Consider the following 25,869-nt stretch of genomic DNA (forward strand, 5'->3'; position numbering starts at 1 on the left):
GGACGGGCATGACCAAGGCCCGCTTCCTTTCGCTTATCCTTGCAGGATCGCTTGCGGCCTGCGGGCCCATCATCCCGCAGGGAAGCGCGCCTGCGCCTGTAGTGCCGCCCGCCGCAACGGGCGCGACCGCTGCGCTGCTGGGGGCCGCGCTTGCACCTTCGGTCGATCTGCAGGCATTCGGCAATGCCGAATTGGCCGCCGATTTCGATGCTTTCCTGCTGTCCTGCCCTGTCGCCACCAGCCGCGAAGACGTCTCCGGCCTCACGCGGCCTGCCGATTGGGAGGCCCCATGCAATGCCGCGGCTGGCTGGCCTCGCGAGCGGGCTGCCGAGTTCTTCAACACGCAGTTCACACCTGTGCGTGTCGGCAGCGGAGAAGCCTTTGCCACCGGCTATTTCGAGCCTGAAATAGCAGGCAGCCGTACTCGCCGTTTCACAAGTGACCTGCCGGTCTACGGCATGCCCGCCGATCTGGAGCGTTGCTGGCGCGAAGACATCGCCGAGAGCGAGCGTACAGGCCGCGCACCGCTCAGTCGCCGCCTGCCAGACGGGCGCTGCGTCGAATATGATACTCGCGCCGAGATCGAGGACGGCTCGCTGGAAGGCCGGGCACCGGTGATTGGCTATGCTGCCGACCCGATCGAATTTTTCTTTCTGCAGATCCAGGGTTCGGGACGCCTGGCAGACGCCAATGGCGAAGTGCTGCGCATCGGTTATGCCGGGCAGAACGGCCACGGCTATACCGGCATCGGCCGCGTCATGCGCGAGCGCGGCCTGATCGGCGACGGCACGCCTTACGCCACATCCATGCAGGGCATCATCGCCTTTCTGCGCGACCATCCGGAGCAGGGGCGCGCCATCATGCGCGAAAACGAAAGCTGGGTGTTCTTCCGCGAGCTGACGGGCGAAGGGCCGATCGGCTCTATCGGTGTGCCCGTGCGCGCGCGGCAGGCCGTGGCGGTCGATCCGAAATACGTGCCCTATGGCGCGCCGGTGATCCTCGATCTCGACCGCGACATCGCGGACGGACTGTGGATCGCGCAGGATACAGGCGGCGCCATTCGCGGCGCGAACCGTTTCGATACGTTCTGGGGCGCTGGCGCGGATGCGCGCGAGATTGCCGGCGGAATGAGTTCGCGCGGGCAGGCCGTGGTGCTTTTACCGGTAGCGGCCGCCGCCCGACTTTCGCGATGAGCGCGCCGCCGCGCGGTCTCAGCGCGTCGGAAGCGGAGGCGTGGGCGAAGCTGGCGAAGACCGTGACCCCGCTCGACAAAATTCCTCCCCCGATGGGGGAGGGGGACCAGCCACAGGCTGGTGGAGGAACCCCCTCGGAAACGGCTGCAAAACAATCAGCCCCGCGCAAGCCCGTAACGGCGCCCCTCCGCCCCGGACCTACGGTCGGCGGTCCCCCTACCCGGATTGGGGAGGACCGAGGCGGTCTCGACTCCCACTGGGAACGCCGCCTATCCCGCGATGGCACCCAGCCCGATTTCACGCTCGATCTGCATGGCCACACGCTCGACCAGGCCTATCGCCGCCTCGATGCGGGGATCACCCAGGCCAAGGCGATGGGCGCCCGGCTGGTGCTGGTGGTGACCGGCAAGCCGCGCCCGGTCGACGCGGCGGACCGCGGCGCGAAGCGCGGGGCGATCCGCGCGAAAATCCTCGACTGGCTGGCGGCGGGCCAGCACGCGCCGGACATCGCTGCGATCAAAAAAGCGCACCGCCGCCATGGTGGCGACGGTGCGCTATACCTGGTGCTGCGCCGGAGCCGATAGGCGCTTGGCGCACCGGGCATTACCGATCAGCCAAGCAGCAGAACATTCATCAGTCGGCCGTCGATCACGAAGGAGAAGATGCCCGGGATCATCAGCGCACCGAGGAACAGCCCGATGATTTCGTTGCGATGCTTCTTGAAATTGCGGGCGCGGGCGCTGGTGATGATCATCCATGCGGCGCGGTAGGTCATGGGCACGAAGATATGGATCCAGCTGAAGTTGCCGAGGCCGTGGATCCACAGCGTGCTGGTGGCAGTGACCACCATCAGCGCGACCCACAGCTTGCCCAGCTGCTTGTGCATCGGCGTGCCCTTGGGGGCGAGCAGCAGGTAGAGGCCCAGCGGCACACATGGCACGACCGTGGCGACATGGACGGCGATCGCCCAGTTCTGCAGATGCGGCAGGTCCGGCGTCAGGCCGAGAATGCCGCGCATGATGGCGATGACGCACAGCGTGGTCATCGCGCTGCCCGCAACGATCACGATGCCGCGGGTCAGCGGACCCAGGTCGAGCGCGCCGGCAGGGCGGTGGAACGGGTTGAGATAAGCGTTGACGGTAGCAAGTGCAGTCATGGTTTCGGCTCCATTCGTTTGCGATGGACTTGTTGTGCCCGATGCCCGCCCGCCCGCAACGCCATCTACGCGGGCAGCGCAGATCCTGCGTAAAATGCGCGGATTTCCGCCTGTTTGCCACTTTACGAAGCGCGAATGGGCGCTAGGATTTGCAGCGCATGAGCGAAATGGCACCCAAAAGACGCGGCTTTGTGCGCGGCTTGCTGATCGATCTGTCGGTGATGACTCTGATCGGCGTCGTGCTGGCACTGATCGGACCGTTCGGCAGCTTCAACGATCCCCTCGCCATACGATTGATCGTATGGGTCGGCTTCGCTTGGATCGGTTATGCGCTCTATTCCCCGATAGACGCGGTGGCGCAGCGTCTGGCTCCCGCGCTCGATCTGCCGGTGTGGACATTGCGGCTGGCAGGCGTTCTCCTGTCCTCGATCCCGATGGCGGTCGTGGTGTGGGTCTTGCCGCGCGGTTTTGGAAGTCTGCAATGGCCGGGCGCCAGTGCGGCGCTGGAGCATTATCTCTACGTCGCCTTTATTGGCGGACTGATCACGGTGGTGAACAGCCTGTTCCAGAAAGGTGCGGCAGAGCCGCGCATCGTCACGCCGCCGCCTGTCCCCGACGAGCTGCGGCCGGAACACAGCCAGCCCGATCCGGCCAACCGCTTGATGGACAGGCTTTCCCCGGAGATGGGCGTGGACCTGATCGCACTGGAAATGGAAGACCATTACGTGCGCGCGCACACGGCGCTGGGCAGCGAACTGCTGCTGATGCGGATGCGCGACGCGGTGGCGGAACTGCATCCGGTGCAGGGCGAGCAGGTGCATCGCAGCTGGTGGGTGGCGCGCGGGGCGGTGGCCGATGTGAAGCGCGACGGGCGCAATATCCAGCTTGTGCTGGATAACGGGCTGGAAGCGCCCGTCAGCCGCGCGAATGTGCAGCGCCTCAAGGATGAAGGCTGGCTGTAATCCCGCGCCGCCGCGCCAGCGCATTCTTTCCCGACACCAGCCCAGCGCCCACCAGAGCGAAGAACAGCGCCAGCACGATATTGGCAATGATGAAGCCTGCTGCGCCTTGCGCGGGCAGGTCGAGGAAGAAGTAGGCGTAGAAACCGGTCAGCTCGCCATGCACGAATGCAAAGGCGCCATAGGCCAGCGGCGGCACCATGATGGCAGGCACGACCGACCAGACGCGCGGGTTCGGCGGCGTGAAGGCGAGCCACCAGGCGACAGTCGCCAGCGGCACGAAGGTATGATGGAACTGGTTGGTGATGCGGTCCAGCCCGACCGGATCATGCGTCGCGGCAAGCAGGCCCCAATAGACGACGCCTACCACGGTGATGGCCGTAGTCAGCGCCGCCATCACCGCGCGCGGCGGTTGGCCGCCCAGCGCAATCCACGCCATGACGAGGCACGCGGCGACATTGCTCCAGATCGTGAAGTAGCGCAGCATCGCTCCAAGGTTCTGCAGTATCGAGCCGTCCCCCAGCGTCGTCTGCACGGCCAGCGCGGCAAATGCGCATAGCGCAATGATCGCCGCAAGCACGCGCGCACGCGGTGTCGGTCTGGTGTTTCCACTATTCGGCATAGCCGCCTTCTGGACTCCCGCGCGGCAAAGGAAAAGCCCCCCGGCAGGCGCGCTGCCGGGGGGCTCTCTCATCCGCAGCCATTTTGATGGGGGAGCTGCGGACCGTGAACGGCTGCTTAGGATCAGCCGTGATATTTGGCGTGGCTCAGATCGAAGCGATCCGCGTCCATCACTTTTTTCCATGCCGAGACGAAGGTGTGCACGAAACGCTCCTCTCCGCCCGCTTCGGCAAAGACTTCCGCCACGGCGCGCAGCTGCGAGTTGGAGCCGATGACGAGATCGGTGCGGGTGGCGCGGTAAGTCTCCTCGCCGCTGGACCGGTTGCGCCCGACGAATTCCTCGTCGCCGCTTTCGTCCACCATTTCCCACTTGGTGTCCATGGACAGCAGGTTGACGAAGAAGTCGTTCGACAGCGTGCCCTTGCGGTCCGTGAAGACACCGTGGCTGGAATTGCCGGTATTGGCGCCCAGCACGCGCATGCCGCCTATCAGCGCCACCATTTCGGGGATGGAAAGGCCGAGCAGGTGCGCCCGGTCGACCAGCATGTCTTCGGTTTTTACCGATGCCTTGGTCTTCAGGTAGTTGCGGAACCCGTCGGCAAACGGCTCCAGCGGCTCGAAGCTCTCGGCATCGGTATGCTCGTCACCCGCGTCGCCGCGACCGGTACTGACATCGACGCTGACCGAATGGCCGCCATCCCTGGCCGCCTTTTCGATTGCCGCCGCGCCGGCCAGCACGATGGCATCGGCCATGGAGAGGCCGCCGCGAAGCTCGTCGAGCTTGGAAAGCACCTTGTCCAGCTCCGCCGGGTCGTTGGCTTCCCAGTCCTTTTGCGGGGCAAGGCGCACACGGGCACCGTTTGCACCGCCGCGATGGTCGGAATTGCGATAGGTGGAGGCAGACGCCCAGGCCGCTTTCACCAGTTCGGACACGGTCAGCCCGCTATCGAGAACGGCGCTCTTGAACGAAGAGACGTCGCTATCGGAAGGCGTAGAACCGGCGGGCACAGGATCCTGCCAGATCAGGTCCTCGGCCGGCACTTCCGGCCCCATGTAACGCACCTTCGGGCCCATATCGCGGTGACACAGCTTGAACCATGCGCGGGCGAAAGCATCGTCCAGCGCAGCCTGATCGTCGCGGAAGCGCTCGGAAATCTTGCGATAATCCGGGTCCATCTTCAGCGCCATGTCGGCGGTGGTCATCATGGTCGGCACCTTTTTGGAAGGATCGCGCGCATCGGGCGCCATGTCTTCCTCGTCGGGGTTTACCGGCTGCCATTGCTTCGCGCCTGCCGGGCTTTCGACCAGCTCGTAATCGTATTTGAACAGCAGGCGGAAATAGTCGCCGCCCCACTGGGTGGGGTTGGGCGTCCACGCGCCTTCGATGCCGGAGGTCGTAATATTGCCCGCGTCGATCTCGTCCTGATCGTTCAGCCAGCCGAAGCCCTGCAGGGCCAGAACTTCGCTTTCAGGCGCGCCGCCGAATGTGTCGGCAGGCTTGGCACCGTGCGCCTTGCCAAAGGCGTGGCCACCGGCGGTGAGAGCGACGGTTTCCTCGTCATTCATCGCCATGCGCCCGAATGTCTCGCGCATGTCGCGCGCGCTTTGCAGCGGATCGGGATTGCCGCCCGGCCCTTCGGGATTGACGTAGATCAGGCCCATTTGGATCGCGGCGAGCGGGTTCTCCAGCGCCTTGCCTTCATCCGGATTGATCCGCGTTTCCACGCCTTGGTCGACCCACAGCTCTTCCGTGCCCCAATAGACCGTTTCGGGCTCGAACACGTCCTTACGACCGCCGCCAAAGCCGAAGACGGGGCCGCCCATGCTTTCGATGGCGACATTACCGGTGAGGATGAAGAGGTCCGCCCAGCTGACGGCCTTCCCGTATTTCTGCTTGATCGGCCAGAGCAGGCGACGCGCCTTGTCGAGATTGCCATTGTCGGGCCAGCTATTGAGCGGGGCGAAACGCTGTTGCCCGCTGGAAGAACCGCCGCGCCCGTCGCCCGTGCGATAGGTGCCCGCAGCATGCCATGCCATGCGGATGAAGAACGGGCCGTAATGGCCGTAATCTGCCGGCCACCAGGGCTGGCTGTCGGTCATCAGCGCGGTAAGATCGGCTTTCAGCGCATCGTAATTGACCGTATTGAACGCCTGCGCGTAATCGAAATCCGCGTCATAGGGATCGGCGCGCTTGCCGTCTTCCGTCAGGATATCGAGCTGCAAGGCATCGGGCCACCAATCGCGATTGGTGCGGCCATGCAGGCTGCGCGCCTCGCCATGGCCCATCGGGCATCCGCCGGAAATCGAACCTGTTTCTGCGTCCATCAGTCGTGCTCCTCTCACAAAGACTCGTGTCTTCAATGCGGGAGAGGATGCGCTTGTGCCGCTGATTAGTCTAATCGATTAGTTGGCAGTGATTGATCGGTTTTGACGCAGTCTTTCGATGAGCGCTCGTTTGGTGCAGGCAATGTAAAACGACCCGGCTCCGCATCACGGAACCGGGTCGCTCTGATGTCCACGCCGTGACGCAATCACGCAGCCTGCGCGATATCCTCTGCCGTTTCGTTGCGGATGAGGTAGTCGAAAGCCGACAGTGCGGCTTTGGAGCCTGCGCCCATGGCGACCACGATCTGCTTGTACGGCACGATAGTGCAATCGCCTGCGGCGAAAATGCCCGGCAGATTGGTCGCGCCATGGCCATCCACTTCGATCTCACCGTGCTGCGAAAGCGCGATGCCGCTTTCGGCCAACCATTCTGTATTGGGCACGAGGCCGATCTGGATGAACACGCCTTCCATGGGCAGTTCACGCACCTCGCCGCTCTCGCGATCTTCGTAGGAAAGGCCGGACACCTTGCCGCCATCGCCGGTGACCTCGGTCGTCCTGGCACTGGTGATAATATCGACATTGCTCATGCGGCGCAGCTTGTCCTGCAGCACCTGGTCGGCGCGCAGCTGGCTGTCATATTCGATAAGGGTCACATGGCCGACGATATTGGCAAGGTCGATCGCGGCTTCCACGCCGCTATTGCCACCGCCGATCACGGCCACGCGCTTGCCCTTGAAAAGCGGCCCATCGCAATGCGGGCAATAGGCGACGCCCTTGTTGCGATACTCCTGCTCTCCCGGCACGCCCAGTTCGCGCCAGCGCGCGCCGGTGGCGAGGATGAGGCTGCGCGCTTTCAGCACGGCGCCATTGGCGAGGTGCAATTCATGCATCCCGCCGGCCTTTTCCGCAGGCACCAGCTTTTCGGCAGCGGCGAGGTTCATCATGTCGATTTCGGCATGCGCTTTCACCTGACCGTCCAGTTCGCTGGCCAGCTTCGGGCCTTCGGTATAGGCAGTGCCCGGCAGGTTCTCGATGCCCAGCGTATCGTTCAGCTGTCCGCCGAAGCGTTCTGCCGCGATGCCCGTGCGAAAGCCCTTGCGCGCTGTGTAAATGGCGGACGCAACGCCTGCCGGACCGCCGCCCACGATCAGCACTTCGAAGGGCTTCTTGGCGGAAAGCTTTTCAGCTGCCTTGTCGGCGGCGCCGGTGTCGAGCATTGCGAGAACCTCTTCGAGGCTCATCTTGCCGTTATAGAACACCTCGCCGTTCCGATAGGTGGCGGGCACGGCCATCACCTCGCGGCGCTCGACCTCGTCCTTGAAGGTGCCGCCTTCGATCAGCGTGGCAGTGATGCGCGGATTGGTCAGCGCCATCAGCGTGAGCGCCTGCACCACGTCCGGGCAATTGTGGCAGGAGAGCGAGAAATACATCTCGAAATCGTGCTCGCCTTCAAGCGCAGCGATCTGGTCGAGAACATCCTGCTCTACCTTGGGCGGATGACCGCCCGCCCACAGCAGGGCCAGCACCAGCGAGGTGAATTCGTGGCCCATCGGCAGACCGGCGAAGCGCACCGCGCGCGCATCGTCGTCACCGCGGCGGATCAGGAAGCTGGGCCTGCGCGCATCGTCGCCATCGAAGCTGGCTGTCACCAGGTCCGACAATGCGGCGATCTCTTCCAGCAACTCGCGCGTCTGGGCGGATTTCTCCCCATCGTCCAGCGAGGCGACAAGCGTCACCGGCTCGCGCAGATTGCCGAGATAGGTGCGCAGCTGGTCTGTCATCGTCTGGTCGAGCATGGCGAAGTCCTGACATGGAATTTTGAGAATTGGGGCGACGTTGAGACCCGGGGCCAAGGGAGGGGGGATGCCCCGGGTCTCGTCGCGACCCGATCCGAGGGGGCTCGGCTCGGGAAGGGCGCGGCAGGTCTGAAAGCCTGCTCGCGCCGGGGGGTGATGCCTAAATGGCGATTTAGATCTTGCCGACAAGGTCCAGCGAGGGTGCCAGCGTATCCTTGCCTTCTTCCCAAGCGGCCGGGCAGACCTGGCCGGGATTGGCGCGGACATATTGCGCGGCTCGGATTTTGCGGACCAGCTCGTTGGCATTGCGGCCCACGCCTTCGCAGGTCTGTTCCATCAGCTGGATCACGCCGTCGGGATCGACGACGAAGGTGGCACGGTCGGCAAGGCCGACGCCTTCACGCAGCACATCGAAATTGCGCGCAAGCTCGTGGTTCTGGTCACCCAGGAAGGGGAAGGCCAGCTTGCTGATCTTGTCGCTGGTGTCGTGCCATGCCTTGTGGCTGAAGTGGGTGTCGGTGGACACGCCATACACTTCGACATCCAGCTTCTGCAGCATGTCGTAATGCTCGCCCAGGTCTTCCAGTTCCGTCGGGCAGACGAAGGTGAAGTCGGCCGGGTAAAAGAAGAACACCGCCCACTTGCCGCGCACGTCCTCGTCCGTCACGTCGAAGAAGTCTTTGCCGGCCTGGAAGGCGGTGGCTTTGAACGGCTTTATGTCGGTGCCGATGATACCCATGGAAAATACCTTTCTGATTGGTGCGTTTGGAAACTCAACGCCCTGCAGGTAGTGATTGTTGCGATGCAAAAAAGCGATTTTGTGCGATAGCGAACATCGAAATAATCGATCAACGCGGCGCATGGAAAGAAAAGCGTCGCGCCGCGTTGGTTACAATCGTTTCGGCGTCTCCACAAAGGCGGGAAAAGCTGGTAAATCGCTCGATATGAGGGACATTATCCAGCTCTCGCGCATGCCCGTGGCCCGCATTCGCTGGGCGGGCATCGATATCGCTATCGACCTGCGCAGCGCAGCGTTGAGCCTGACGGTCACATTCTCCATCCTCGCCGTGCTGGCCAATAGCTGGCAGCAGCGACTGGCAGAGACGGCCTCGACCTCCTCGATCATCAGCGTGAACGCGGCGCCTCAGGAAGAAGAACCGGTCGTGCCACCGCCGCCACCACCGCCCGAAGAAATCGCGGCCACTTCCGGTACGGCGAGCGCCGCCCCGATCGCAGCGCCCGACATGGCATCGGCGATGCAGGTGCCCATGGTGCAGCTACCCAGCGATTTCGTGCGGCCGGCGGCGCCTTCCGCATCCTTCGATCTCAATGGTCGCGGGCGCGGCGAGATTGCGGCGGGCGGCACGGGAGAACGATTTGGCGGCGGCGCAGGCGATGGGCAGGGCGATGGTAGCGTGGCGACCCGCAGCGGCGATTATCGCGACCTGCGCTGGGCGCCCACGATGAACCACCGCGCGCTCTATGCCTATTATCCGGAAGAGGCTCTGGACGAGCGGATGGCCGCCACCGTCCTGCTCGACTGCATCGTCGAATGGCCCGATACGGTGAGCGATTGCCGCCTGATCCGCGAAAGCGTGGGCGGCTGGGGCTTTGCCGAGGCCGCGCTCGCCGCCGAGGAGGTCTACCGCGTGGAACTGCGCGATGGCGACGGCAACCGCGTCTACAATGAGCGCTTTACGATCAGGGCGCAGTTCAGGCCTTAGGTTTGTGATCCGGCATCCGCCGGATCATCCTCGCTAGACGCGCAGGCAAGCTGCGCCCGCTGCGGGCGGGCAGTCGCCCTTTGTCGGCACGTTAGTGTGCCGAGCTATGCAGACTTTTGTGCCGCGACGTTCTTCACATCCGAGGCCTTGCGGCGGTCGATATGGGCCATGGCGATGGGGGCGAGGGCGCCGTGGATCGCGATGGAGACCAGTGCGGTGATGACCGTCACCCGCCAGATCGGCTCCGGATCGCCGAATGCGCCGGTGCTTGCCGTCGCCAAGCCAAAGGCGACATAGAAAAAGCTGCCCATGCCGCGAATGCCGAAGAACGCGATGGCGAGTTTCTGGAACATGTCGCCGCGCGTCGGCAGCAGGGCGATCAATCCCGCAAGCGGTCGCAGCACGAAGACCAGCGCCAGGGCCAGCCCCACTTCACGCCAGCTCGTATCGAGCAGGAGGCCGGATGCGGCGAACGTACCGAGCCACACCAGCAGCGTTGCCAGCAGGATTTTCTCGGCCTGCTCGCCAAAGGCGTGCGGCTTGCTGGCATAGGTATCGTTATCGGTGCCGCGCGTGCAGTTGCGGCCCGCGCGCGCTGCCAGGAACACGGCGAGGAAGCCATAGCCCTCGAACGCCTCGGTCAGCCCATAGACGAAGAAGGTCGTGCCGAGAAACACCAGCCCCGCATTCGCGCCGCCCAAAGCCATGTCGCCATGCCTGCTGGTGACGAAGCTCGCGACCAGCCAGCCCGCGCCATAGCCGACGATGCAGGCCGCAGCGATGCGATAGCCGACATCCCAGACCAGCCAGTCGCCCGCCACGGCAGACAGGCTCTCGCCAATGCTTGCCCCGCCGAATTCTGCCACCGCGATGGCCAGCCACACGAAAGGAAAGGCGAGGCCGTCATTCAGCCCCGCTTCCGCCGTCAGTGACACACGCACATCGTCCTCGTCGCCTTCATTCGGCCCTTCGACCGCGACCGAGCGCGCCAGCACCGGATCGGTCGGCGCAAGGCTGGCGGCGACCAGCAGCGCAGCGCCAATGCCGAGCCCCGCCCATACGCCCAGCAAGTATACGCCCACGATCGTCAGCGGCATGGTGACGGCCAGCAGCATGATCGAATGCTGCCAGCCCGCGAGGCCGCCCGTCCTGTCGACTGCCAACCCCGCGGCTGCCAATGCGATGATTACGATCAGTTCCGTCGCATGCTCGATGATGAGCACTTGCGTGTAGCCATCCAGCGGATTGGGGATCGGCATGGCGAAAGGCGTGAACGCCAAGAGTCCGCCCGCCATCACATAGATGGTCGGCACGCTGATCAGCCGGCGCCCACACACCATAGGTAGCGCCGTGAGCCCCAGCAGGCCGAGGCCGAGCACGAAATAGACGATATCTTTCGGGTCGACGATGAACGGGTCCATCAGTCTCTCTCGCCCCCGCACTGCGCCCGGTGCAGCAATTTCTGGTCCGCCAACACCAGCGCCATCATGGCCTCGACCACCGGCACGCCGCGAATGCCGACGCATGGGTCGTGACGGCCCTTGGTGCGGATCTGCGTCGCTTCGCCATCCCTCGTCACCGTATCGACCAGCGTCAGGATCGAACTGGTCGGCTTGAAGGCCACGCGGCAGGTGACCGGCTGGCCGGTGGAGATGCCGCCCGCCGTGCCGCCCGAATGGTTGGCGGCGAAGGACACCGCGCCGTCTTCACCCGGGGCCATGGCATCGGCATTCTCCTCGCCGGACCGGCGCGCTGCGGCAAAACCGTCTCCGATCTCCACGCCCTTCGTGGCGTTGATCGTCATCATGGCAGCAGCGATTTCGCTGTCGAGCTTGGCATAGACGGGCGCGCCCCAGCCGGGCGGCACGCCGGTCGCCTCGCACGCCACCACCGCGCCGATGGAGGAGCCTGCCTTGCGCGTTGCATCGACAACGCCTTCCCAATCGGCGGCAGCCTGCGCGTCAGGACAGAAGAAGGGATTGGCAGCGATCTGTTCGGCATCGAAATTGGCGTAATCCATGGCGTGCGGGCCGATAGCTTCGACCCAGCCCGTAATTGCCACTTCGGGGATGACCAGCCGGGCAATCGCGCCCGCCGCCACCCGCGCCGCCGTTTCGCGCGCGCTGGAGCGACCTCCGCCGCGATAATCGCGAAAGCCGTATTTCGCATCATAGGCATAATCGGCATGGCCGGGGCGATAGGCCTTGGCGACCTCGGAATAATCCTTGCTGCGCTGGTCGGTGTTCTCGATCATCAGGCTGATCGGCGTGCCCGTGGTGCGACCCTCGAACGTGCCCGAGAGGATGCGGACCGCGTCCGCTTCCTTGCGCTGCGTGGTGTATTTGGACTGGCCGGGCTTGCGCGCATCGAGGAAGGGCTGGATGTCATCTTCGGTGAGGCGCAAACCCGGAGGGCAGCCGTCCACCACAACGCCCAAGGCAGGACCGTGGCTTTCGCCCCAGGTGGTGAAGCGGAAGGCGCGTCCGAAAGTGTTCCAGCTCATGGCTTCCGGCTTTTGCCCATAGCGCGGGCTTTGTCCACTTGCCTTGCGACGGTGGAGAACGGAGGCTTTCCTACAGCCCGGACATGCTGGCAGGTCCGGACGATTTTGGCTTGGGAGATCGGCTATTTCCTTTCGCACGAGTGTCAACTTTGTCGGAACAGCCGCAAGGCGCTGTAATCGCTGCGATATACCGACGAAATGGCGCGCTGCCGATGTGTCAACTATGTCAACTTCGTGAGCGCGCGCAGCAAATTCGGGAGAAATGGGCGGCGCGCACTGGCCAAAGCGCAAGAGTAAGGGCAGGAACAAACCATGATTGCGAAGCTGACGGGTAAACTAGACGAAACCGGCAATGACTGGGCGGTGATCGACGTCGCCGGTGTCGGCTACCTCGTCCACTGCTCGGCCAAGACGCTCACCGCGCTGGGCGAAACCGGCGCGGATTGCACCGTCTTCACCGATCTGCAGGTGAGCGAGAACGACATGCGCCTGCTGGGCTTTGCCGAAGCCGGAGAGCGCGACTGGTTCCGCCTGCTGACACAGGTGCAGGGCGTGGGCAGCAAGGTGGCACTGGCAATCCTCTCGGCGCTCTCGACCGACGAACTGCGCGATGCCTGCGCTGCGGGCGACGCCGCCAGCGTGTCGCGCGCCAATGGCGTAGGGCCGAAACTGGCAGGCCGCATCGTCAATGAGCTTGCGGAGAAGGCAGGCGCGATGCCGGGCAGCGGCACGGCAGGCGCGGCGCGCATCTCGCCCGTAGGCGGCGCCAGCGCCGATGCCGTCAGCGCTTTGCAGAACTTGGGTTTCAAATGCGCCGTGGCCGCGCAGGCGGTGGCAAGGGCGCAGGAAGAACTGGGCGAAGGCGCGGGCGAAGGTGACCTGATCCGCGTGGCGCTGAAGAAGGCGGCGGGGTGATGAGTCATTCTTACTACTGTCATCCTGAACTTGTTTCAGGATCGATTAGGCCGTCAGCGCGTAGCGAGTGGCGGCAGACCAAGCCCGACTGCAAGGTCGTGCCAATCCGGGTTCTCGCTCTGGATCAGGTTGATCTTCCACGGCCGATGCCTGCGTTTCAGCTGCTTCTCGCGCGCAATGGCCGCATCCATCGTGGCAAACTGTTCGTACCGAACGAGGGTGCCGACACCATAGCGCGATGTGAAGCCGTTCACTTCCCTGCTGCGATGCTGCCAGAGGCGCGTCATCAAGTCGCTCGTGACGCCGATGTAAAGAGTGCCGTGGGGCTTGCTGGCGAGAATGTAGACACAAGGTTGACGCTCTCTGGGCATGGGTTGGAGCGTGACGAAGGATGGACCCTGAAACAAGTTCAGGGTGACGAGAACTCAAAAATGGTCGCTTCTTTTCGTCATGCTGAACTTGTTTCAGCATCCATTTCGGTAGACGGGCAGGCCCATCAGCCATGACCGAACCCATCCACTCCCCCGATCGTCTGCCGGACGATCCCGACGCGGCGCTGCGCCCAAAAACGCTGGCCGAATTCGTCGGGCAGGAGGCAGCACGGGACAACCTTCGCGTCTTCATCGAGGCTGCCAAGGGCCGGTCCGAGGCGATGGACCATACGCTGTTCTTCGGCCCGCCGGGCCTCGGCAAGACCACGCTGGCGCAGATCATCGCCAGGGAGCTCGGTGTCGGCTTCCGCGCCACATCCGGCCCGGTGATCGCCAAGGCGGGCGACCTCGCCGCGCTGCTCACCAATCTCGAGCCCAACGACGTGCTCTTCATCGACGAGATCCACCGCCTCAATCCGGTGGTGGAAGAAGTGCTCTATCCCGCCATGGAGGACCGCGCGCTCGATATCATCATCGGCGAGGGGCCGTCGGCGCGCAGCGTGCGGATCGACTTGCCGCCCTTCACGCTGGTTGGCGCGACCACGCGCCAAGGGCTGCTCACCACGCCGCTGCGCGACCGCTTCGGCATTCCGGTGCGGCTGGTGTTCTATACCGAGGACGAGTTGATGCGCGTCGTCACCCGCGGGGCTGGTCTTCTGGGCATGGACATTGCCGAGGAAGGCGCGCGCGAGATTGCACGCCGCAGCCGGGGCACGCCGCGCGTTGCGGGCCGCCTGCTGCGCCGGGTACGCGACTTTGCGCAAGTGAAAGGTCAGGGCACGGTCACCGCGCCGATTGCAGACGAGGCGCTGACGCGGCTGGAGATCGACCAGCTGGGCCTCGATGCGATGGACAGGCGCTATCTCACAATGATCGCGACGACATATAAAGGCGGCCCGGTGGGCGTTGAAACGCTGGCCGCCGGCCTCGCCGAGCCGCGCGATACGGTGGAGGAGGTGATCGAGCCTTACCTCATCCAGCTGGGGCTTCTGGCTCGCACCGCGCGCGGGCGGTGCCTCAACGATGGCGGCTGGCGCCATCTGGGAATCACCCCGCCGTCGCAACAGGGCAACGGGCAGGAAGGTTTGTTCCGCGACCCGGAATAGCGCGTGGTCGCGGATGGGCGCTGCCGGAATCGCCCCTTATTCGGTTCCACTATGGGACAGACCGGGTAGGGCACCCAAAAAAAACCAGAAAAGTGGCCTTCACGGCGGCTGAACACGGTTAAAGCGATTGCGGTTTGCGGTTTTGCGCGTCTCTTTGGCAGCAACCGGAATAGGCGAAACGTATCACAGGGGTGCGTCCAGCGATTGTCCGGCGAAGCTGAGAGAGATCACGTATGTCTGTACGGATGGCCATTGCGAAACTGACTGCCGCAGCTGCCGGGGGCGCAGTTGTGGGCGGGGGCGCGGTCCACGTCGCCGAGCCGCAGTCGGCAGAGGTTCGCTATAAGACGGACGAAGACGCCGCAGCCGAAGGCGGGCTGACCTATATCAAGGATGAAGGCGAGACGACCGCGCGCCGCGCGATCCCGCCGCGTCCGCGAGAACAGCGCCGCCTGCGCCGTACGATCGAAACCGAGTGCTGCGAGGAAGAATACATGGCAATGGGCGCGCCCTTGCCTCTGCCCCCGCTCCCCAGCGCACCTGTGCCCGGCGGCGGTGGCGGTCAGCCGGTGATTGTCGGCGGCACGTCCGGCGGCGGTTTCGGCGGCGGCTTCTTCGGCGGGTTCTTCGGCGGCTCTGGCGGCGGCGGCAGCGCCGTGGTCGACATGAGCACCACGACGACCACCGGCGGCGACGGCGACGGCGGCGGCGACATCATTATCGATATCGACAATGACAATTCCAGCACCGGATCGTCCACATCGACCTCGGGCGGTTCGACCTCGACTTCGGGCGGATCGACGTCCACCAGCACTGGCGGCGTCACCAGCACCACGTCGTCGAGCACGGGTGGCGTAACCAGCACGACGGGCGGCTCGTCCACCAGCACGGGCGGTGTGAGCACCACGACCGGCGGCGTCACCAGTACCACTGGCGGCGTGACGAGCACGACCGGCGGGTCCTCGACTTCGACATCCAGCGGCGGCTCTTCGGGCAATGTCTCCAGCTCTACGGGCGGCTCCTCCAGCTCGACCAGTTCCGGCAGCGTCACCAGCACCAGCAGCACGGGCGGGTCTTCGACGTCCACCAGCTCCGGCACGGTAACCAGCACTTCATCTTCCGGCACAGTCACCGGCACGTCTTCGACATCGGGCGACGTTTCCTCGTCTTCGGGCACTGTGACCAGCACCTCGTCCACTTCGGGCGATGTGACGTCGAGCTCTTCGGGCAACGTGACGAGCAGCTCGTCCACCTCGACAAGCGGGAACGTGTCGACCAGCACGTCGACGTCGACCTCGGGCAATGTTTCGAGCAACACCTCTTCGTCGACCAGCACCTCGTCCAGCACGAGCACGTCGACCTCGTCCTCCACGAGCAGCTCGACCAGCACCAGCTCGTCGGGCGGCACAACCAATGGCGGCACGACTTCGGGAACGCAGGTGCCGGCTCCGGGTATGTTGGTGCTGTTCGGCGCGGCAGCGGGCGCGGTATTCTGGCGCCGTCGCCGCAAGGATGGCGTGAAGGGCCGCGCGGTCCACGCCTGAGCACATCGCCTGTCAAACGGGGGGAAGGGCGGCCTTGCTACGAGGCCGCCTTTTTTGTGCGCGGTTGCTAGTCGGCGCCGGCCTGCGGAGGCGAGGCGATGATGTGGCCATTCCACGGCACATCGTGCAGGTTGACCGTATCGCCCAGCTCCCAGATGTTGCGATAGCCGTAGCCATGCAGATTGATGAAGGTCGGGATGTTGAGCGCCAATTCCATCCGCTTCAGTAATAATGGCGCGACATTGTCGGAGAAATTGTTGTTGCAATAGATGAAGATCGGCGTTTCCGGATGGCCGACGATCTGCGCCAATTTGTCTTCCGTAAAGTCAGAGAACGGCAGATTCACCGCCCCTTCGATATGCCCCATCGCGAACGCGCTTTCGGAGCGGGTATCCAGAATGATCGCGCCGGGCAGGGTCGCGCGGCGCTGCCATTCCTCCCAGCCGAGAAGCCGACCCTCGCGATATTCGCCCAACTCGCCCGCCAGCGCGACGAAGCCGTCATAGTCGATGGCAGTTGGCTGCGGCTCATCCTGAGCCACAACCGACGGGCCCGGCATCATGGCCGCAGCGGCAAGTAAGAAGGCGGCAACTGGCACAGTCTTTCGCATGCTGTCTCTCCTGAACGAAAGACATCATGCCAAACAATGCCAAACCTGTGGTGAACGGGGCCACCGCTCGGCAGGCCCGTTACAGCGTTCTAAGCCGCCAGCTTGCGCAGTACGTAATGGAGGATGCCGCCATTGCGGTAATACTCCATCTCGTTTGCGGTATCGATGCGGCAGAGGGCGGTGAAGGTCTCGCTCGAACCGTCTGCGCGGGTCACCTCGACTTCCACATCCTGGCCCGGCGTCAGGTCGGCAAGACCCTTAATGGTGAAGCTGTCCTCGCCTGTCAGGTTCAGCTCCTTGCGACCCTGCCCTTCCTTGAACTGCAACGGCAGCACGCCCATGCCGATCAGGTTGGAGCGGTGGATACGCTCATAGCTTTCCACGATTACGGCGCGCACACCCAGCAAGATGGTGCCCTTGGCTGCCCAGTCGCGGCTGGAGCCGGTGCCGTATTCCTTGCCGCCGATCACGACCAGCGGTGTGCCGTCTTCCTTGTGCTTCATGGCGGCATCGTAGATCGGCATCTGCTCGCCATTATAGCTGGTGTAGCCACCTTCCACGCCCGGCACCATCTCGTTGCGGATGCGGATATTGGCGAAGGTGCCGCGCATCATCACTTCGTGATTGCCGCGGCGGCTGCCGTAGGAATTGAAGTCCTTCTTCGCGACCTGGTGGCTGACGAGATATTCGCCTGCGGGACTGTCTTCCTTGATCGAGCCTGCCGGGCTGATGTGGTCGGTCGTCACGCTGTCGCCCAGAACGGCGAGCGGCTTCGCACCGACGATGTCGGTCACCGGTGCCGGCTCCATGCCCATGCCTTCGAAATAGGGCGGATTGGCGACGTATGTGCTGGTGGGGTTCCAGCTATAGGTGTCGCTCGCCTCGACCTGGATGGCCTGCCAGTCGGCATCGCCCTTATACACATCCGCATAGCGGGTTTCGAACATCTGCCGGTCGATATTGGCGGCGCGGTGCTCGGCAATTTCCTGATTGGTCGGCCAGATATCGGCCAGCATCACGTCATTGCCCTGCTGGTCCTGGCCAAGCGGGGTGGTGGTGATGTCTGTCGTTACCGTGCCTTGCAAAGCATACGCCACAACCAACGGCGGGCTGGCGAGGAAGTTCGCGCGCACATCGGGCGAGACGCGGCCTTCAAAATTGCGATTGCCAGACAGCACGCTGGCGGCGACGAGATCGTTTTCGTTGATCGCCTTGCTGATCGGCGGGGCGAGCGGGCCGGAATTGCCGATGCAGGTGGTGCAGCCATAGCCGACGAGGTCGAAGCCGATAGCATCGAGATCGTCCTGCAGGCCGCTCTTCTCCAGATAGTCGGTGACCACCTGCGATCCGGGGGCGAGGCTGGTCTTGACCCATGGCTTGGGCGCAAGGCCCTTTTCGCGCGCCTTCTTGGCGACAAGGCCGGCGGCGATCAGCACATCGGGGTTGGAGGTGTTGGTGCAACTGGTGATGGCCGCGATCACCACATCGCCATCGCCGACATCGTGATCCTTGCCATCGACATCCACCCGCTCGGGCGCGTCCTTCTTGTAGATGGTCTTGAGTTCGCCGTTGAACAATTCGTCGACATCGGGGAGAGCGACCTTGTCCTGCGGGCGCTTGGGGCCGGCGAGGCTGGGGACGACCTTGTCCATATCGAGCTGGAGAGTGCTCGAGAATACCGGCTCGTTCTCCGGCGTAAACCACATGCCCTGTTCGCGGGCATAGGCTTCGACCAGCGCGATATCCTCTTCGCTGCGGCCGGTGAGGCGCAGATAGTCGATCGTCTTGTCGTCGATGCCGAAAAAGCCGCAGGTCGCGCCATATTCCGGCGCCATATTGGCGATGGTCGCACGGTCGGCGAGCGAGAGATTGGCGACGCCCGGCCCGTAAAACTCGACGAAGCGGCCTACCACGCCATGCTCACGCAGCATCTGCACGCAGGTCAGCACGAGGTCGGTCGCGGTTACGCCTTCGGCCATGCGGCCTTCGAGGCGGAAGCCCACAACTTCGGGGATCAGCATGGAAATCGGCTGGCCGAGCATCGCGGCTTCGGCTTCGATACCTCCCACGCCCCAGCCCAACACGCCAAGGCCGTTGATCATGGTTGTGTGGCTATCCGTACCGACGCAGGTGTCGGGATAGGCGACGAGCTCGCCATTCTGGTCTTCGCTGGACCATACCGCTTTGGCGATGTGCTCCAGGTTCACCTGGTGGCAAATGCCGGTGCCCGGGGGCACGGCGTAGAAGTTCTGCAGGCTCTTCGCGCCCCATTTGAGGAAGTCGTAACGCTCCGCATTGCGCTCGTACTCAAGGGCCTTGTTCGCTTCGAAAGCCTGCGGGTGGCCGAATTCGTCCACCATCACCGAGTGGTCGATCACGAGGTTCACAGGCACTTGCGGATTGATCTTTGCGGTATCGCCGCCCAGCTTGCCGATGGCATCACGCATGGCGGCAAGGTCCACCACGCAGGGCACGCCGGTGAAATCCTGCAAAAGCACGCGGGCAGGGCGATACTGGATTTCTTTCCCGGTCACGGGATTGTCGGCCCAGTTTGCAACGGCCTTCACGTGCTCCTCACCCACGGTGAAGCCTTCATCCTCGAAGCGCAGCATGTTCTCCAGCAGCACTTTCATGCTGAAAGGCAGCTTGTCGACGCTGCCATACTTTTCTGCCGCGGCTTTCAGCGAGTAATAGGCATAGGTCTTGCCGTTTACATCGAGCGTCTTGCGGGTGCCGAGCGAGTTGGAGCCGACCTGGGTCATGGGCGAAAAGTCCTTACAAACTTGTGTTGCGGAAGGGCCCGTTCCTTGCGAGGGTAGGGCCGCTGTCGAGGGCGACCTGCGCGTTTAGGCGCGCGGCGTCAAGTCGACCTTAGTGCAATGCAATAAAATTGCGTATTCATTGGCAGATACAATAGCAGGACTTGCCGGAATGGCCTTTGGAAACCCGACCCGAAAGAAGACCCCGCTTCGCGCGTTCGTCATGCTCGTGGCCTTGGTTCTTGCCGCTTTTTCCGGGGCGGCCATCGGTCTATTCTTCCAGAACACGGAAATGTTCGACGATACGATCGAGGAAGAAGTGGTGACCGGCGACCAGCCAGACTGACGGCGAGCCTAGAGGTTGGCATTCTCCGTTGCCGGAGCGCGCTTGGCCTTCGGCGCTGCAATCCAGCAGGCGACGACGATGACCACCACGCCGATCATTGTCGGCACCGTCACTTCCTCGCGGAAAAACAGCCATCCGAACAGCGCTGCCCAGAGGAAGCCTGTATATTCGACAGGTACCAGTACCTGCGCCTCCGCCCGGGCATACGCCCAGGCGATGGCCATGGCGGCGGCCACAGTCAGCAGCGCGGAAATCCCGATTATGCCCAGCATTTCGGTACCGGGCAGGGTGAAGAAGAACGGCGCGGCCAGTGCCTGGACCAGCGCACCGATGCCAGCATGAAAGGTCGCGATCTCGACAGGGCCGGCCAGTTGGGACTGCTTGCGAATGACCACGAAATTGTAGGCGTAGAGCAGCGCGGAAAAGGCAAGCGAGGCGAGGCCAATGGCCGTATCGGCGCTGAAATCCGCGCGTCCCAGCCGTCCCCACACGATCACCAGCGTTCCGGCAAGGCCGAGGATCGAGGCACCTACGGCACTGGGCACGATGTCCTCTCCCAGCAGCGCGTGAGCGAAATAGAGCGCGATGAGCGGGGCGACGAAGCTGATTGCAATCGCCTCGGCTATCGGCAGCTTGGTGAGCGCGAAAAAGAAGCTGAGAGCCATCAGCGCGGAGATTATGCCGCGCTCTATATGCAGGCGCATCACTTGGCCGCGCGGCCATCGCGGGTCGCGCGCCAGCCAGATTGGCGCGACCAAGGCAGTGGCGAAGGCGGAGCGGAGCAGCGATGCGGAGAAAACGCCCGCTGCCAGCGAAGCCTCTTTCATCAGCGCGTCCATCAGCGACAGGCAGGCTACAGCCGCAATCGCGGTGAGAAATGGCCAGATCAGGCGAGGCGATGGCTCCATTGCCAGCAGCCCTATAAGCTTCGATATTCACCGTCACCCGCCAATCGCGCGCATCCATGGCATTCAGCGCGGGTAAAGCGCGACGTAGCAATGGATGGACGGGCGGAATTGGCGCGACCCAGCCGATCCGCGGTATAGAGGGACATTATGATTAATATCGGTTCGATTCGCCGCGACCTTTGCGCCGCGCTCGCTGCTGCCGGAGTGCTGGCAGCCTCCGCTACGCCCGCCATGGCGCAGGTGCTGGAGCAGCAGGATCCGCTGGCAGGCGAAGATGCCGCGCAGGTCACCCTGACACCCGATTTCCAGACGCAGGAAGTGGTGCAGGAGGATAACCGTCCTCCCGCTGTGCAGGAATGGACCGGCCCGCAGGCCGATGCGCTGAAGAGCGTACTGCAAAACATCGGCAGTGAAGGTCTGGACCCTGCCGATTATCGTATCGGCGCACTGGAAGGCGCTATGCTGTCCGGCGACCGCGACGGGTTGAACTACGTGGCGAGCGAGCAATTCCGCTGGCTGGTCGAGGATTTGCGCGACGGCCGGACCCCGATGGAAGCACGGCGCCAATGGTTCGTCGTGGATCCGGACCCGGATTTGCTGCCCAGCAACGAGTTGATGGCGCAGGTGCTGGAAAGCGGCGACATTCGCAGTATCGTCGATATCCTTGCTCCGGTACATGCGGATTACGCCGCACTTCGCGATGCGCTGGCCGCAACGCCGGCCGGTGACACCGAAGCGCGGCGCATGATCCGCGCGAACATGGATCGCTGGCGCTGGCTGCCGCGCGATCTTGGCGGGCAATATCTCCTCACCAACGTGCCGGAATACCAGCTGCGGCTGATGGTGAACGGGCGCATCATCAACACCTATCGCACCATCGTCGGCGCGCCGGGCCGCACGGCCACGCCGCAGATGATGGAGACGGTGGAAGGCGTCGTCTTCAACCCGACATGGACGGTGCCGCAAAGCATCGTGCGCGGCGAGGGGCTGGGCGAGCGCGTGCTGAACAATCCACAATGGGCGCGCCGCAATGGCTATCGCGCCACGCGCGGCGCCAATGGCTGGATCACCGTCGTGCAGCAGCCGGGTCCGCAAAACTCGCTCGGTCGGATGAAGTTGGACATGCCCAATGCCCATGCGATCTTTCTCCATGATACGCCTGCCCGCAATTTGTTCGACAGCAGCAACCGTGCGCGCAGCCATGGCTGTGTGCGGGTGGAGCGCGCGCTGGAACTGGCGATGACCGTGGCGATCCTCGGCCAAGGCGCAACGCGGGACGAGGCCGTGGCGATCTCGACCAGCGGCGAATATACGCGCGTGCCGGTGGAACGGACGATGCCCGTTTACATCACCTATTTCACCATGGGCGTGGACGTCGACGGAAACCTGCGCAGCTATAACGACATCTACAATCGCGATGCGCCGGTGCTGGCCGCGCTGGACGCGCCGCGTGTCGACAATCGGGCGCGTGAAACGGATGAAGAAGCTGTCGAGCTGATCGACGACATCCGCACTACGGCGACCTGACCTAGAGCGACCTATTCGCGCGGAGCGTCGCTTACGGTGGAGGTGGGAGCGATATCGTCGCCGACGCCCGCAGCTTGCTGCGCGGCGAGGAAATCCGGATCGGTGCTTTCGAGATTGCCGGATGCGCGCCGCTCGGCGATCGCGGCATCGAAATCGACATCGGGCTGGAAAGGTCGCGCGATTGTCTCGCCATCGGCGCCAATGCCCAGCGTATCGGCGAACAGCAGTCGCCCACCGCGAAGCCGGCTGAGCGCCTGCCGGAAGGTTTCCGGCCCGAAGGCGAAGCAGCCATTGGAACGGCCGAGCCGCCCCCAGCGCGCCACATGCTCGGGTGTGGAATAGTTTGCCGCATGCATCACGATGGCGCGCGGATAGGCTTGCGAATTCGTAGCATCTAACCCGCCCAGCCGCACCGACGTGCCGAAGCGTCCTTCATACCAGTTCCAGGTAATGTATGCGCCGCGGCTGGACGCCCAGCTATCGTGCCGGTTGGAATAGGCATTGAGCCAGCCATCATGCTCCGGGTCGGACCCGCTTCCATGGCTGACCAGAATGCTCTCTGCCGTGCCCGCTTCAAGATTGACGAAATGGAAGCGCGGCATGCTGGAATGCAGCCCGAAGTCGGCGATCCCGACCAGATCGCGGTGCCATAGCGCGCCGCCGACCCGATCCACCTGGGCGCGGGCAACATCCAGCAAGCGGGTTGTCCGCCTGTCCGGCATGGGCATGGCGAACACGCGCCGCGGGTCCGCGGCGATTGTAGCCGCCGTCGCCGCGCTGCCTGTCAGGAAACTGCGTCTATCCATCGTGCCACATCTACGCCTTCATTTATGAACTAATCCTAGCCGGCCCGCGCCCGAATACCATCGCTGTGGCATGGCCGGCAGGCAAGCCGGTGCGCAGACTGGCCGTACGGTGGGGTGACTGCAATCCAGATCCCGCATCCCCGCCAGCTTTGCAGCACACGTTCCCGGTGCTGCGGCCCCGCTGCCAAGTCCCTCCTTGGCGGCGGGGTCATCTGGTGCGGGAATACGCCGTTCAGCCCTTCAACCGGGCAATAGCGTCGACGCTGGCGTCGATATAGGCGCCGTTATCGTGTCGATGGGTGCCCACGAAATGCACAAAGCACGCATCCGAGCCCCACGGCGCGTTCCAGTAATTGAGGTAGCGATCATAAGGCAGCACGACCGGCTCTGCTTCGTTGGAGAGATGGAAGTTGCTCGCCACCTGCTCGGTGCCCCAAATGCTGACATCGTCGGGTCCGATCATGCGCGCCATTTCGTCGAGAAAGGCTGCCGAGAGGCTGCGCCCCGGCCCCATTGCGGCAAAGCCAGCAAAGCCTGCGCAACCGCGCGTATATTTCCATTCGCGCTTGGCCGGGATTGTATCGAGGCGCGATTCGATGCGCGCCTGCACATGGCCTTCTTCAGCGCCATCAGGATAGAAGCGTTCGCGAAATTCGGCGAGCGGCAGCGGACCGACTTCGCCTTCTTCTCCGCCAAGGAACAGGAAGCTGCGATTGCGGGCGATGGCTTCGGCGATCTCCGGCACCGGGCCGAGCGTCACCGTGTCGCTGTCGAGCTGGATCCAGTATTCGCTGGCACGGTGGTCGAGGATGGTCAGCAACCGTTCCCAGCAACCTCCTTGCGGGAAATCGCCAGTCTGCACATCGTCGATACGCATGATCTGCGGATCGCCGCAATGATGGGCGAGGACGGCGCGATCCTGCGCGGTCAGCGTGCCATCGTCGAGGATCGCCACGCGCCCGCGCCGCAATTCATGCCACAGCGATTTTACCGCGACGAGATAGGGCAGCAACACGGCCGTGCCGATCATCGAGAACAGCACCAGCCCATCCTGTTTGGGCACGATGGGCGGCGTTTGCAGAATGCCCGCAATGGCATCCGCGTGGCGTGCGGCTTCCTTCTTGGAACGCCAGCGCCGCGGCAGGAAGCTGGTCATGTTCATCAGCGGCTGCCCAGCACCATCCGGTCATCCGCTATGCGCACATCGCCGATCGTGCTGAGGAAGGACTGGCCGAGCAGCGAAATGCCGAGCCCCTGCGGCACGATGATGGCTTCCACATTGGTCGCTTCGAACTCGCCAACCCGCACACGCGGCAAATGGGCGCGCACGCCATAGACCGTGCCGCTGGCCCCCTGTGCCACCGGCATAACCTCGGCATCGTCCCAGTAAATGCCCATCGCGTGGGCATCGTCGCCGGTCAGCGCGATCACGCTGGCGCCGGTATCCACCAACATGCGTGAAGGCACCCCGTCGACATAGACATCGGCGTAGAAATGCCCGTCATATTCGCGCGATAGCGTGACTTCGCCGCCCCAGCCCGATGGGCCGGTGGCGCTTTGCACTGCCCCCAGCGTGACACCGTCGCCCTTGGCTTCCATTTCGCCGGACATCGCCATTTCCGCCTCGCCCAGCGGCATGGTGAGCGCGATTGCGCCGCCGGCGATCAGCACGCAGGCAATAGGAAGTCGCATATCCATCGCGCGCCAGATTAGCGGCGAGGTCTTAGCGCGGGGTAAAGGCGGTTCTCATCGGCCATGGCGAGCATGGATGCGGCATGGCGCTCGGCGACTTCGCGCTGATCTGCGCTATATCCGCCGCCAAGCGCGCTGGCGATGGGTAGGCCGCGCCGCCGCGCTTCGGCCACAACGTAGCGATCGCGCACTTGCAATCCGGCATCGCTGAGCGCCAGGCGGCCTAGCTTATCGTGTTCGTGCGGGTCGACGCCTGCCTGGTAGAGCACGATATCCGGCTGGAACTCGTCGATTACTGTCGGAAGATGCGCCGACAACGCTTCCATGAAGCCCGCATCATCCGTGCCATCGGCCAGCGGTATGTCGAGCGTGGAGCGCGCCTTACGCGCTGGAAAATTCTTTTCCGCATGCAGCGACAGAGTAAAAATGTCCTCCCGGCCTGCCGTGAGGCTTGCGGTGCCGTCGCCCTGATGCACATCGAGATCGACGATCAGGACCCGCTTGGCATCGCCCTCGGCAATCAGTCGATTGGATGCAACGGCAAGATCGTTGAATACGCAATAGCCTGCGCCCGTGTCGTGCAGCGCGTGATGGCTGCCCGCCGCGCTATTGGCAGCGTAGCCGTGCTGCATCGCCAGCTGTGCGGCAAGCCAGGTGCCGCCATTTGTATGGCGCACGCGGCTGGCGATGCGGTCGGTGACGGGAAAGCCGATCCGCCGCTCCTTCTCGCGCGGCACGCTGGCTGTGAAGACCTGCTCCACATAATCGGGACAATGCACCGCCTCCAGCCATGCGCGCGGCATGGGCTCGGGTGCATGTTCGGTGATCGGCTGCCCGCTCTCGCGCAGCGCGACCATGACCAATTGGTATTTGTCGAACTTGAAGGTGCCGCGCGTGGGCTGCGGTGCCATGTAATCGACATGGTGGACGACGTGGAGCATTGTC

25 protein-coding genes are annotated in these 25,869 nt (G+C 63.8%); 9 read left to right on the forward strand and 16 right to left on the reverse strand.

Features of this window, described 5'->3' with window-relative positions; all coding sequences use genetic code 11:
* Nucleotides 1–8 precede the first annotated feature (8 nt).
* Nucleotides 9–1,193: a murein transglycosylase A gene (gene mltA, locus BMF35_RS12255; protein WP_047007836.1), complete on the forward strand. Its 1,185-nt coding sequence runs from the start codon at nt 9–11 to the stop codon at nt 1,191–1,193.
* 92 nt (nt 1,194–1,285) lie between these two features.
* Nucleotides 1,286–1,777, forward strand: coding sequence for a Smr/MutS family protein (locus tag BMF35_RS12260; protein ID WP_335622572.1), 492 nt, complete (start codon nt 1,286–1,288; stop codon nt 1,775–1,777).
* 26 nt (nt 1,778–1,803) lie between these two features.
* Here BMF35_RS12260 and BMF35_RS12265 read toward each other — a convergent pair whose 3' ends face one another.
* Nucleotides 1,804–2,349 (reverse strand): DUF2306 domain-containing protein, encoded by a 546-nt coding sequence (locus BMF35_RS12265; RefSeq protein WP_047007834.1) that lies wholly within the window; start codon nt 2,347–2,349, stop codon nt 1,804–1,806.
* A gap of 158 nt (nt 2,350–2,507) precedes the next feature.
* Here BMF35_RS12265 and BMF35_RS12270 point away from each other — a divergent pair, with 158 nt between their 5' ends.
* A complete protein-coding gene (locus BMF35_RS12270; RefSeq protein WP_047007833.1) occupies nt 2,508–3,311 on the forward strand; it encodes a LytTR family DNA-binding domain-containing protein in 804 nt (267 codons plus the stop codon).
* Here the strand turns inward: BMF35_RS12270 and BMF35_RS12275 are convergent.
* The 4 genes from BMF35_RS12275 to ahpC all read right to left on the reverse strand — a co-directional run bounded on the left by BMF35_RS12275 (nt 3,289) and on the right by ahpC (nt 8,792).
* Nucleotides 3,289–3,930 carry a Pr6Pr family membrane protein gene (locus tag BMF35_RS12275; RefSeq protein ID WP_047007832.1) on the reverse strand — a complete coding sequence of 214 codons (642 nt, stop codon included), beginning with the start codon at nt 3,928–3,930 and terminating at the stop codon, nt 3,289–3,291. The genes BMF35_RS12270 and BMF35_RS12275 overlap by 23 nt on opposite strands.
* 122 nt (nt 3,931–4,052) lie before the next feature.
* Complete coding sequence (gene katG, locus BMF35_RS12280; RefSeq protein ID WP_047007831.1) at nt 4,053–6,254, reverse strand: catalase/peroxidase HPI; 2,202 nt, start codon at nt 6,252–6,254, stop codon at nt 4,053–4,055.
* Between the two features lie 206 nt (nt 6,255–6,460).
* Nucleotides 6,461–8,053, reverse strand: coding sequence for an alkyl hydroperoxide reductase subunit F (gene ahpF, locus BMF35_RS12285; protein ID WP_047007830.1), 1,593 nt, complete (start codon nt 8,051–8,053; stop codon nt 6,461–6,463).
* Nucleotides 8,054–8,225: 172 nt separating this feature from the next.
* Nucleotides 8,226–8,792 carry an alkyl hydroperoxide reductase subunit C gene (ahpC, locus tag BMF35_RS12290; protein WP_047007829.1) on the reverse strand — a complete coding sequence of 189 codons (567 nt, stop codon included), beginning with the start codon at nt 8,790–8,792 and terminating at the stop codon, nt 8,226–8,228.
* Nucleotides 8,793–8,997: 205 nt separating this feature from the next.
* Between ahpC and BMF35_RS12295 the strand changes: the two genes are divergently transcribed.
* Nucleotides 8,998–9,777 carry a hypothetical protein gene (locus BMF35_RS12295; protein WP_156172203.1) on the forward strand — a complete coding sequence of 260 codons (780 nt, stop codon included), beginning with the start codon at nt 8,998–9,000 and terminating at the stop codon, nt 9,775–9,777.
* A gap of 104 nt (nt 9,778–9,881) precedes the next feature.
* Here BMF35_RS12295 and BMF35_RS12300 read toward each other — a convergent pair whose 3' ends face one another.
* Both BMF35_RS12300 and aroC read right to left on the reverse strand, forming a co-directional pair.
* A complete protein-coding gene (locus BMF35_RS12300) occupies nt 9,882–11,198 on the reverse strand; it encodes a cation:proton antiporter (RefSeq protein WP_047007827.1) in 1,317 nt (438 codons plus the stop codon).
* Nucleotides 11,198–12,280 (reverse strand): chorismate synthase, encoded by a 1,083-nt coding sequence (aroC, locus tag BMF35_RS12305; RefSeq protein ID WP_047007826.1) that lies wholly within the window; start codon nt 12,278–12,280, stop codon nt 11,198–11,200. Before aroC ends, BMF35_RS12300 begins: the two co-directional genes overlap by 1 nt.
* A gap of 312 nt (nt 12,281–12,592) precedes the next feature.
* Between aroC and ruvA the strand changes: the two genes are divergently transcribed.
* Entirely contained in the window at nt 12,593–13,195 is a 603-nt protein-coding gene (ruvA, locus tag BMF35_RS12310; RefSeq protein ID WP_047007825.1) for a Holliday junction branch migration protein RuvA, read from the forward strand.
* Nucleotides 13,196–13,248: 53 nt separating this feature from the next.
* On the opposite strand, the gene BMF35_RS12315 is transcribed toward ruvA, so the two are convergent.
* Nucleotides 13,249–13,566, reverse strand: a complete 318-nt coding sequence (locus tag BMF35_RS12315; protein WP_047007824.1) for a GIY-YIG nuclease family protein — start codon at nt 13,564–13,566, stop codon at nt 13,249–13,251.
* Between the two features lie 131 nt (nt 13,567–13,697).
* Here BMF35_RS12315 and ruvB point away from each other — a divergent pair, with 131 nt between their 5' ends.
* Entirely contained in the window at nt 13,698–14,732 is a 1,035-nt protein-coding gene (gene ruvB / locus BMF35_RS12320) for a Holliday junction branch migration DNA helicase RuvB (RefSeq protein ID WP_047007823.1), read from the forward strand.
* 562 nt (nt 14,733–15,294) lie between these two features.
* On the opposite strand, the gene BMF35_RS13800 is transcribed toward ruvB, so the two are convergent.
* Nucleotides 15,295–16,155 (reverse strand): hypothetical protein, encoded by an 861-nt coding sequence (locus BMF35_RS13800; protein WP_241461275.1) that lies wholly within the window; start codon nt 16,153–16,155, stop codon nt 15,295–15,297.
* A 31-nt stretch (nt 16,156–16,186) separates the two neighbouring features.
* On the opposite strand from BMF35_RS13800, the gene BMF35_RS13985 reads away from it, so the two are divergent.
* Entirely contained in the window at nt 16,187–16,276 is a 90-nt protein-coding gene (locus BMF35_RS13985; RefSeq protein ID WP_418202110.1) for a PEP-CTERM sorting domain-containing protein, read from the forward strand.
* Nucleotides 16,277–16,343: 67 nt separating this feature from the next.
* Here the strand turns inward: BMF35_RS13985 and BMF35_RS12330 are convergent, their stop codons facing one another.
* Nucleotides 16,344–16,886, reverse strand: a complete 543-nt coding sequence (locus tag BMF35_RS12330) for a rhodanese-like domain-containing protein (protein WP_047007822.1) — start codon at nt 16,884–16,886, stop codon at nt 16,344–16,346.
* An 89-nt stretch (nt 16,887–16,975) separates the two neighbouring features.
* Nucleotides 16,976–19,648, reverse strand: coding sequence for an aconitate hydratase AcnA (acnA, locus tag BMF35_RS12335; RefSeq protein ID WP_047007821.1), 2,673 nt, complete (start codon nt 19,646–19,648; stop codon nt 16,976–16,978).
* A gap of 169 nt (nt 19,649–19,817) precedes the next feature.
* On the opposite strand from acnA, the gene BMF35_RS13710 reads away from it, so the two are divergent.
* Entirely contained in the window at nt 19,818–19,991 is a 174-nt protein-coding gene (locus BMF35_RS13710; RefSeq protein ID WP_156172202.1) for a hypothetical protein, read from the forward strand.
* An 8-nt stretch (nt 19,992–19,999) separates the two neighbouring features.
* Here the strand turns inward: BMF35_RS13710 and BMF35_RS12340 are convergent, their stop codons facing one another.
* Nucleotides 20,000–20,899 carry a DMT family transporter gene (locus BMF35_RS12340; RefSeq protein ID WP_047007820.1) on the reverse strand — a complete coding sequence of 300 codons (900 nt, stop codon included), beginning with the start codon at nt 20,897–20,899 and terminating at the stop codon, nt 20,000–20,002.
* A gap of 147 nt (nt 20,900–21,046) precedes the next feature.
* Here BMF35_RS12340 and BMF35_RS12345 point away from each other — a divergent pair, with 147 nt between their 5' ends.
* Nucleotides 21,047–22,426, forward strand: coding sequence for a L,D-transpeptidase family protein (locus BMF35_RS12345; RefSeq protein ID WP_047007819.1), 1,380 nt, complete (start codon nt 21,047–21,049; stop codon nt 22,424–22,426).
* Nucleotides 22,427–22,437: 11 nt separating this feature from the next.
* Here BMF35_RS12345 and BMF35_RS12350 read toward each other — a convergent pair whose 3' ends face one another.
* From BMF35_RS12350 to BMF35_RS12365, 4 genes are all read right to left on the reverse strand, one after another.
* Nucleotides 22,438–23,232 carry a murein L,D-transpeptidase catalytic domain-containing protein gene (locus BMF35_RS12350; RefSeq protein ID WP_064971428.1) on the reverse strand — a complete coding sequence of 265 codons (795 nt, stop codon included), beginning with the start codon at nt 23,230–23,232 and terminating at the stop codon, nt 22,438–22,440.
* A 232-nt stretch (nt 23,233–23,464) separates the two neighbouring features.
* Nucleotides 23,465–24,394: a hypothetical protein gene (locus BMF35_RS12355; RefSeq protein ID WP_047007818.1), complete on the reverse strand. Its 930-nt coding sequence runs from the start codon at nt 24,392–24,394 to the stop codon at nt 23,465–23,467.
* Complete coding sequence (locus BMF35_RS12360) at nt 24,394–24,924, reverse strand: retropepsin-like aspartic protease family protein (RefSeq protein WP_162273600.1); 531 nt, start codon at nt 24,922–24,924, stop codon at nt 24,394–24,396. Before BMF35_RS12360 ends, BMF35_RS12355 begins: the two co-directional genes overlap by 1 nt.
* A gap of 17 nt (nt 24,925–24,941) precedes the next feature.
* Nucleotides 24,942–25,865 carry a histone deacetylase family protein gene (locus BMF35_RS12365; protein WP_047007816.1) on the reverse strand — a complete coding sequence of 308 codons (924 nt, stop codon included), beginning with the start codon at nt 25,863–25,865 and terminating at the stop codon, nt 24,942–24,944.
* Nucleotides 25,866–25,869 lie beyond the last annotated feature (4 nt).

The sequence above is a fragment of the Aurantiacibacter gangjinensis genome (genome assembly GCF_001886695.1).
GTDB classification, from domain to species: domain Bacteria; phylum Pseudomonadota; class Alphaproteobacteria; order Sphingomonadales; family Sphingomonadaceae; genus Alteraurantiacibacter; species Alteraurantiacibacter gangjinensis.

Bases quoted from the DNA above. Each gene is read 5' to 3' on its own strand.
- mltA (WP_047007836.1), top strand. From the start codon at position 9: ATGACCAAGGCCCGCTTCCTTTCGCTTATCCTTGCAGGATCGCTTGCG.
- BMF35_RS12260 (WP_335622572.1), top strand. From the start codon at position 1,286: ATGGGGGAGGGGGACCAGCCACAGGCTGGTGGAGGAACCCCCTCGGAA.
- BMF35_RS12265 (WP_047007834.1), bottom strand. From the start codon at position 2,349: ATGACTGCACTTGCTACCGTCAACGCTTATCTCAACCCGTTCCACCGC.
- BMF35_RS12270 (WP_047007833.1), top strand. From the start codon at position 2,508: ATGAGCGAAATGGCACCCAAAAGACGCGGCTTTGTGCGCGGCTTGCTG.
- BMF35_RS12275 (WP_047007832.1), bottom strand. From the start codon at position 3,930: ATGCCGAATAGTGGAAACACCAGACCGACACCGCGTGCGCGCGTGCTT.
- katG (WP_047007831.1), bottom strand. From the start codon at position 6,254: ATGGACGCAGAAACAGGTTCGATTTCCGGCGGATGCCCGATGGGCCAT.
- ahpF (WP_047007830.1), bottom strand. From the start codon at position 8,053: ATGCTCGACCAGACGATGACAGACCAGCTGCGCACCTATCTCGGCAAT.
- ahpC (WP_047007829.1), bottom strand. From the start codon at position 8,792: ATGGGTATCATCGGCACCGACATAAAGCCGTTCAAAGCCACCGCCTTC.
- BMF35_RS12295 (WP_156172203.1), top strand. From the start codon at position 8,998: ATGAGGGACATTATCCAGCTCTCGCGCATGCCCGTGGCCCGCATTCGC.
- BMF35_RS12300 (WP_047007827.1), bottom strand. From the start codon at position 11,198: ATGGACCCGTTCATCGTCGACCCGAAAGATATCGTCTATTTCGTGCTC.
- aroC (WP_047007826.1), bottom strand. From the start codon at position 12,280: ATGAGCTGGAACACTTTCGGACGCGCCTTCCGCTTCACCACCTGGGGC.
- ruvA (WP_047007825.1), top strand. From the start codon at position 12,593: ATGATTGCGAAGCTGACGGGTAAACTAGACGAAACCGGCAATGACTGG.
- BMF35_RS12315 (WP_047007824.1), bottom strand. From the start codon at position 13,566: ATGCCCAGAGAGCGTCAACCTTGTGTCTACATTCTCGCCAGCAAGCCC.
- ruvB (WP_047007823.1), top strand. From the start codon at position 13,698: ATGACCGAACCCATCCACTCCCCCGATCGTCTGCCGGACGATCCCGAC.
- BMF35_RS13985 (WP_418202110.1), top strand. From the start codon at position 16,187: ATGTTGGTGCTGTTCGGCGCGGCAGCGGGCGCGGTATTCTGGCGCCGT.
- BMF35_RS12330 (WP_047007822.1), bottom strand. From the start codon at position 16,886: ATGCGAAAGACTGTGCCAGTTGCCGCCTTCTTACTTGCCGCTGCGGCC.
- acnA (WP_047007821.1), bottom strand. From the start codon at position 19,648: ATGACCCAGGTCGGCTCCAACTCGCTCGGCACCCGCAAGACGCTCGAT.
- BMF35_RS13710 (WP_156172202.1), top strand. From the start codon at position 19,818: ATGGCCTTTGGAAACCCGACCCGAAAGAAGACCCCGCTTCGCGCGTTC.
- BMF35_RS12340 (WP_047007820.1), bottom strand. From the start codon at position 20,899: ATGGAGCCATCGCCTCGCCTGATCTGGCCATTTCTCACCGCGATTGCG.
- BMF35_RS12345 (WP_047007819.1), top strand. From the start codon at position 21,047: ATGATTAATATCGGTTCGATTCGCCGCGACCTTTGCGCCGCGCTCGCT.
- BMF35_RS12350 (WP_064971428.1), bottom strand. From the start codon at position 23,232: ATGGATAGACGCAGTTTCCTGACAGGCAGCGCGGCGACGGCGGCTACA.
- BMF35_RS12355 (WP_047007818.1), bottom strand. From the start codon at position 24,394: ATGAACATGACCAGCTTCCTGCCGCGGCGCTGGCGTTCCAAGAAGGAA.
- BMF35_RS12360 (WP_162273600.1), bottom strand. From the start codon at position 24,924: ATGCGACTTCCTATTGCCTGCGTGCTGATCGCCGGCGGCGCAATCGCG.
- BMF35_RS12365 (WP_047007816.1), bottom strand. From the start codon at position 25,865: ATGCTCCACGTCGTCCACCATGTCGATTACATGGCACCGCAGCCCACG.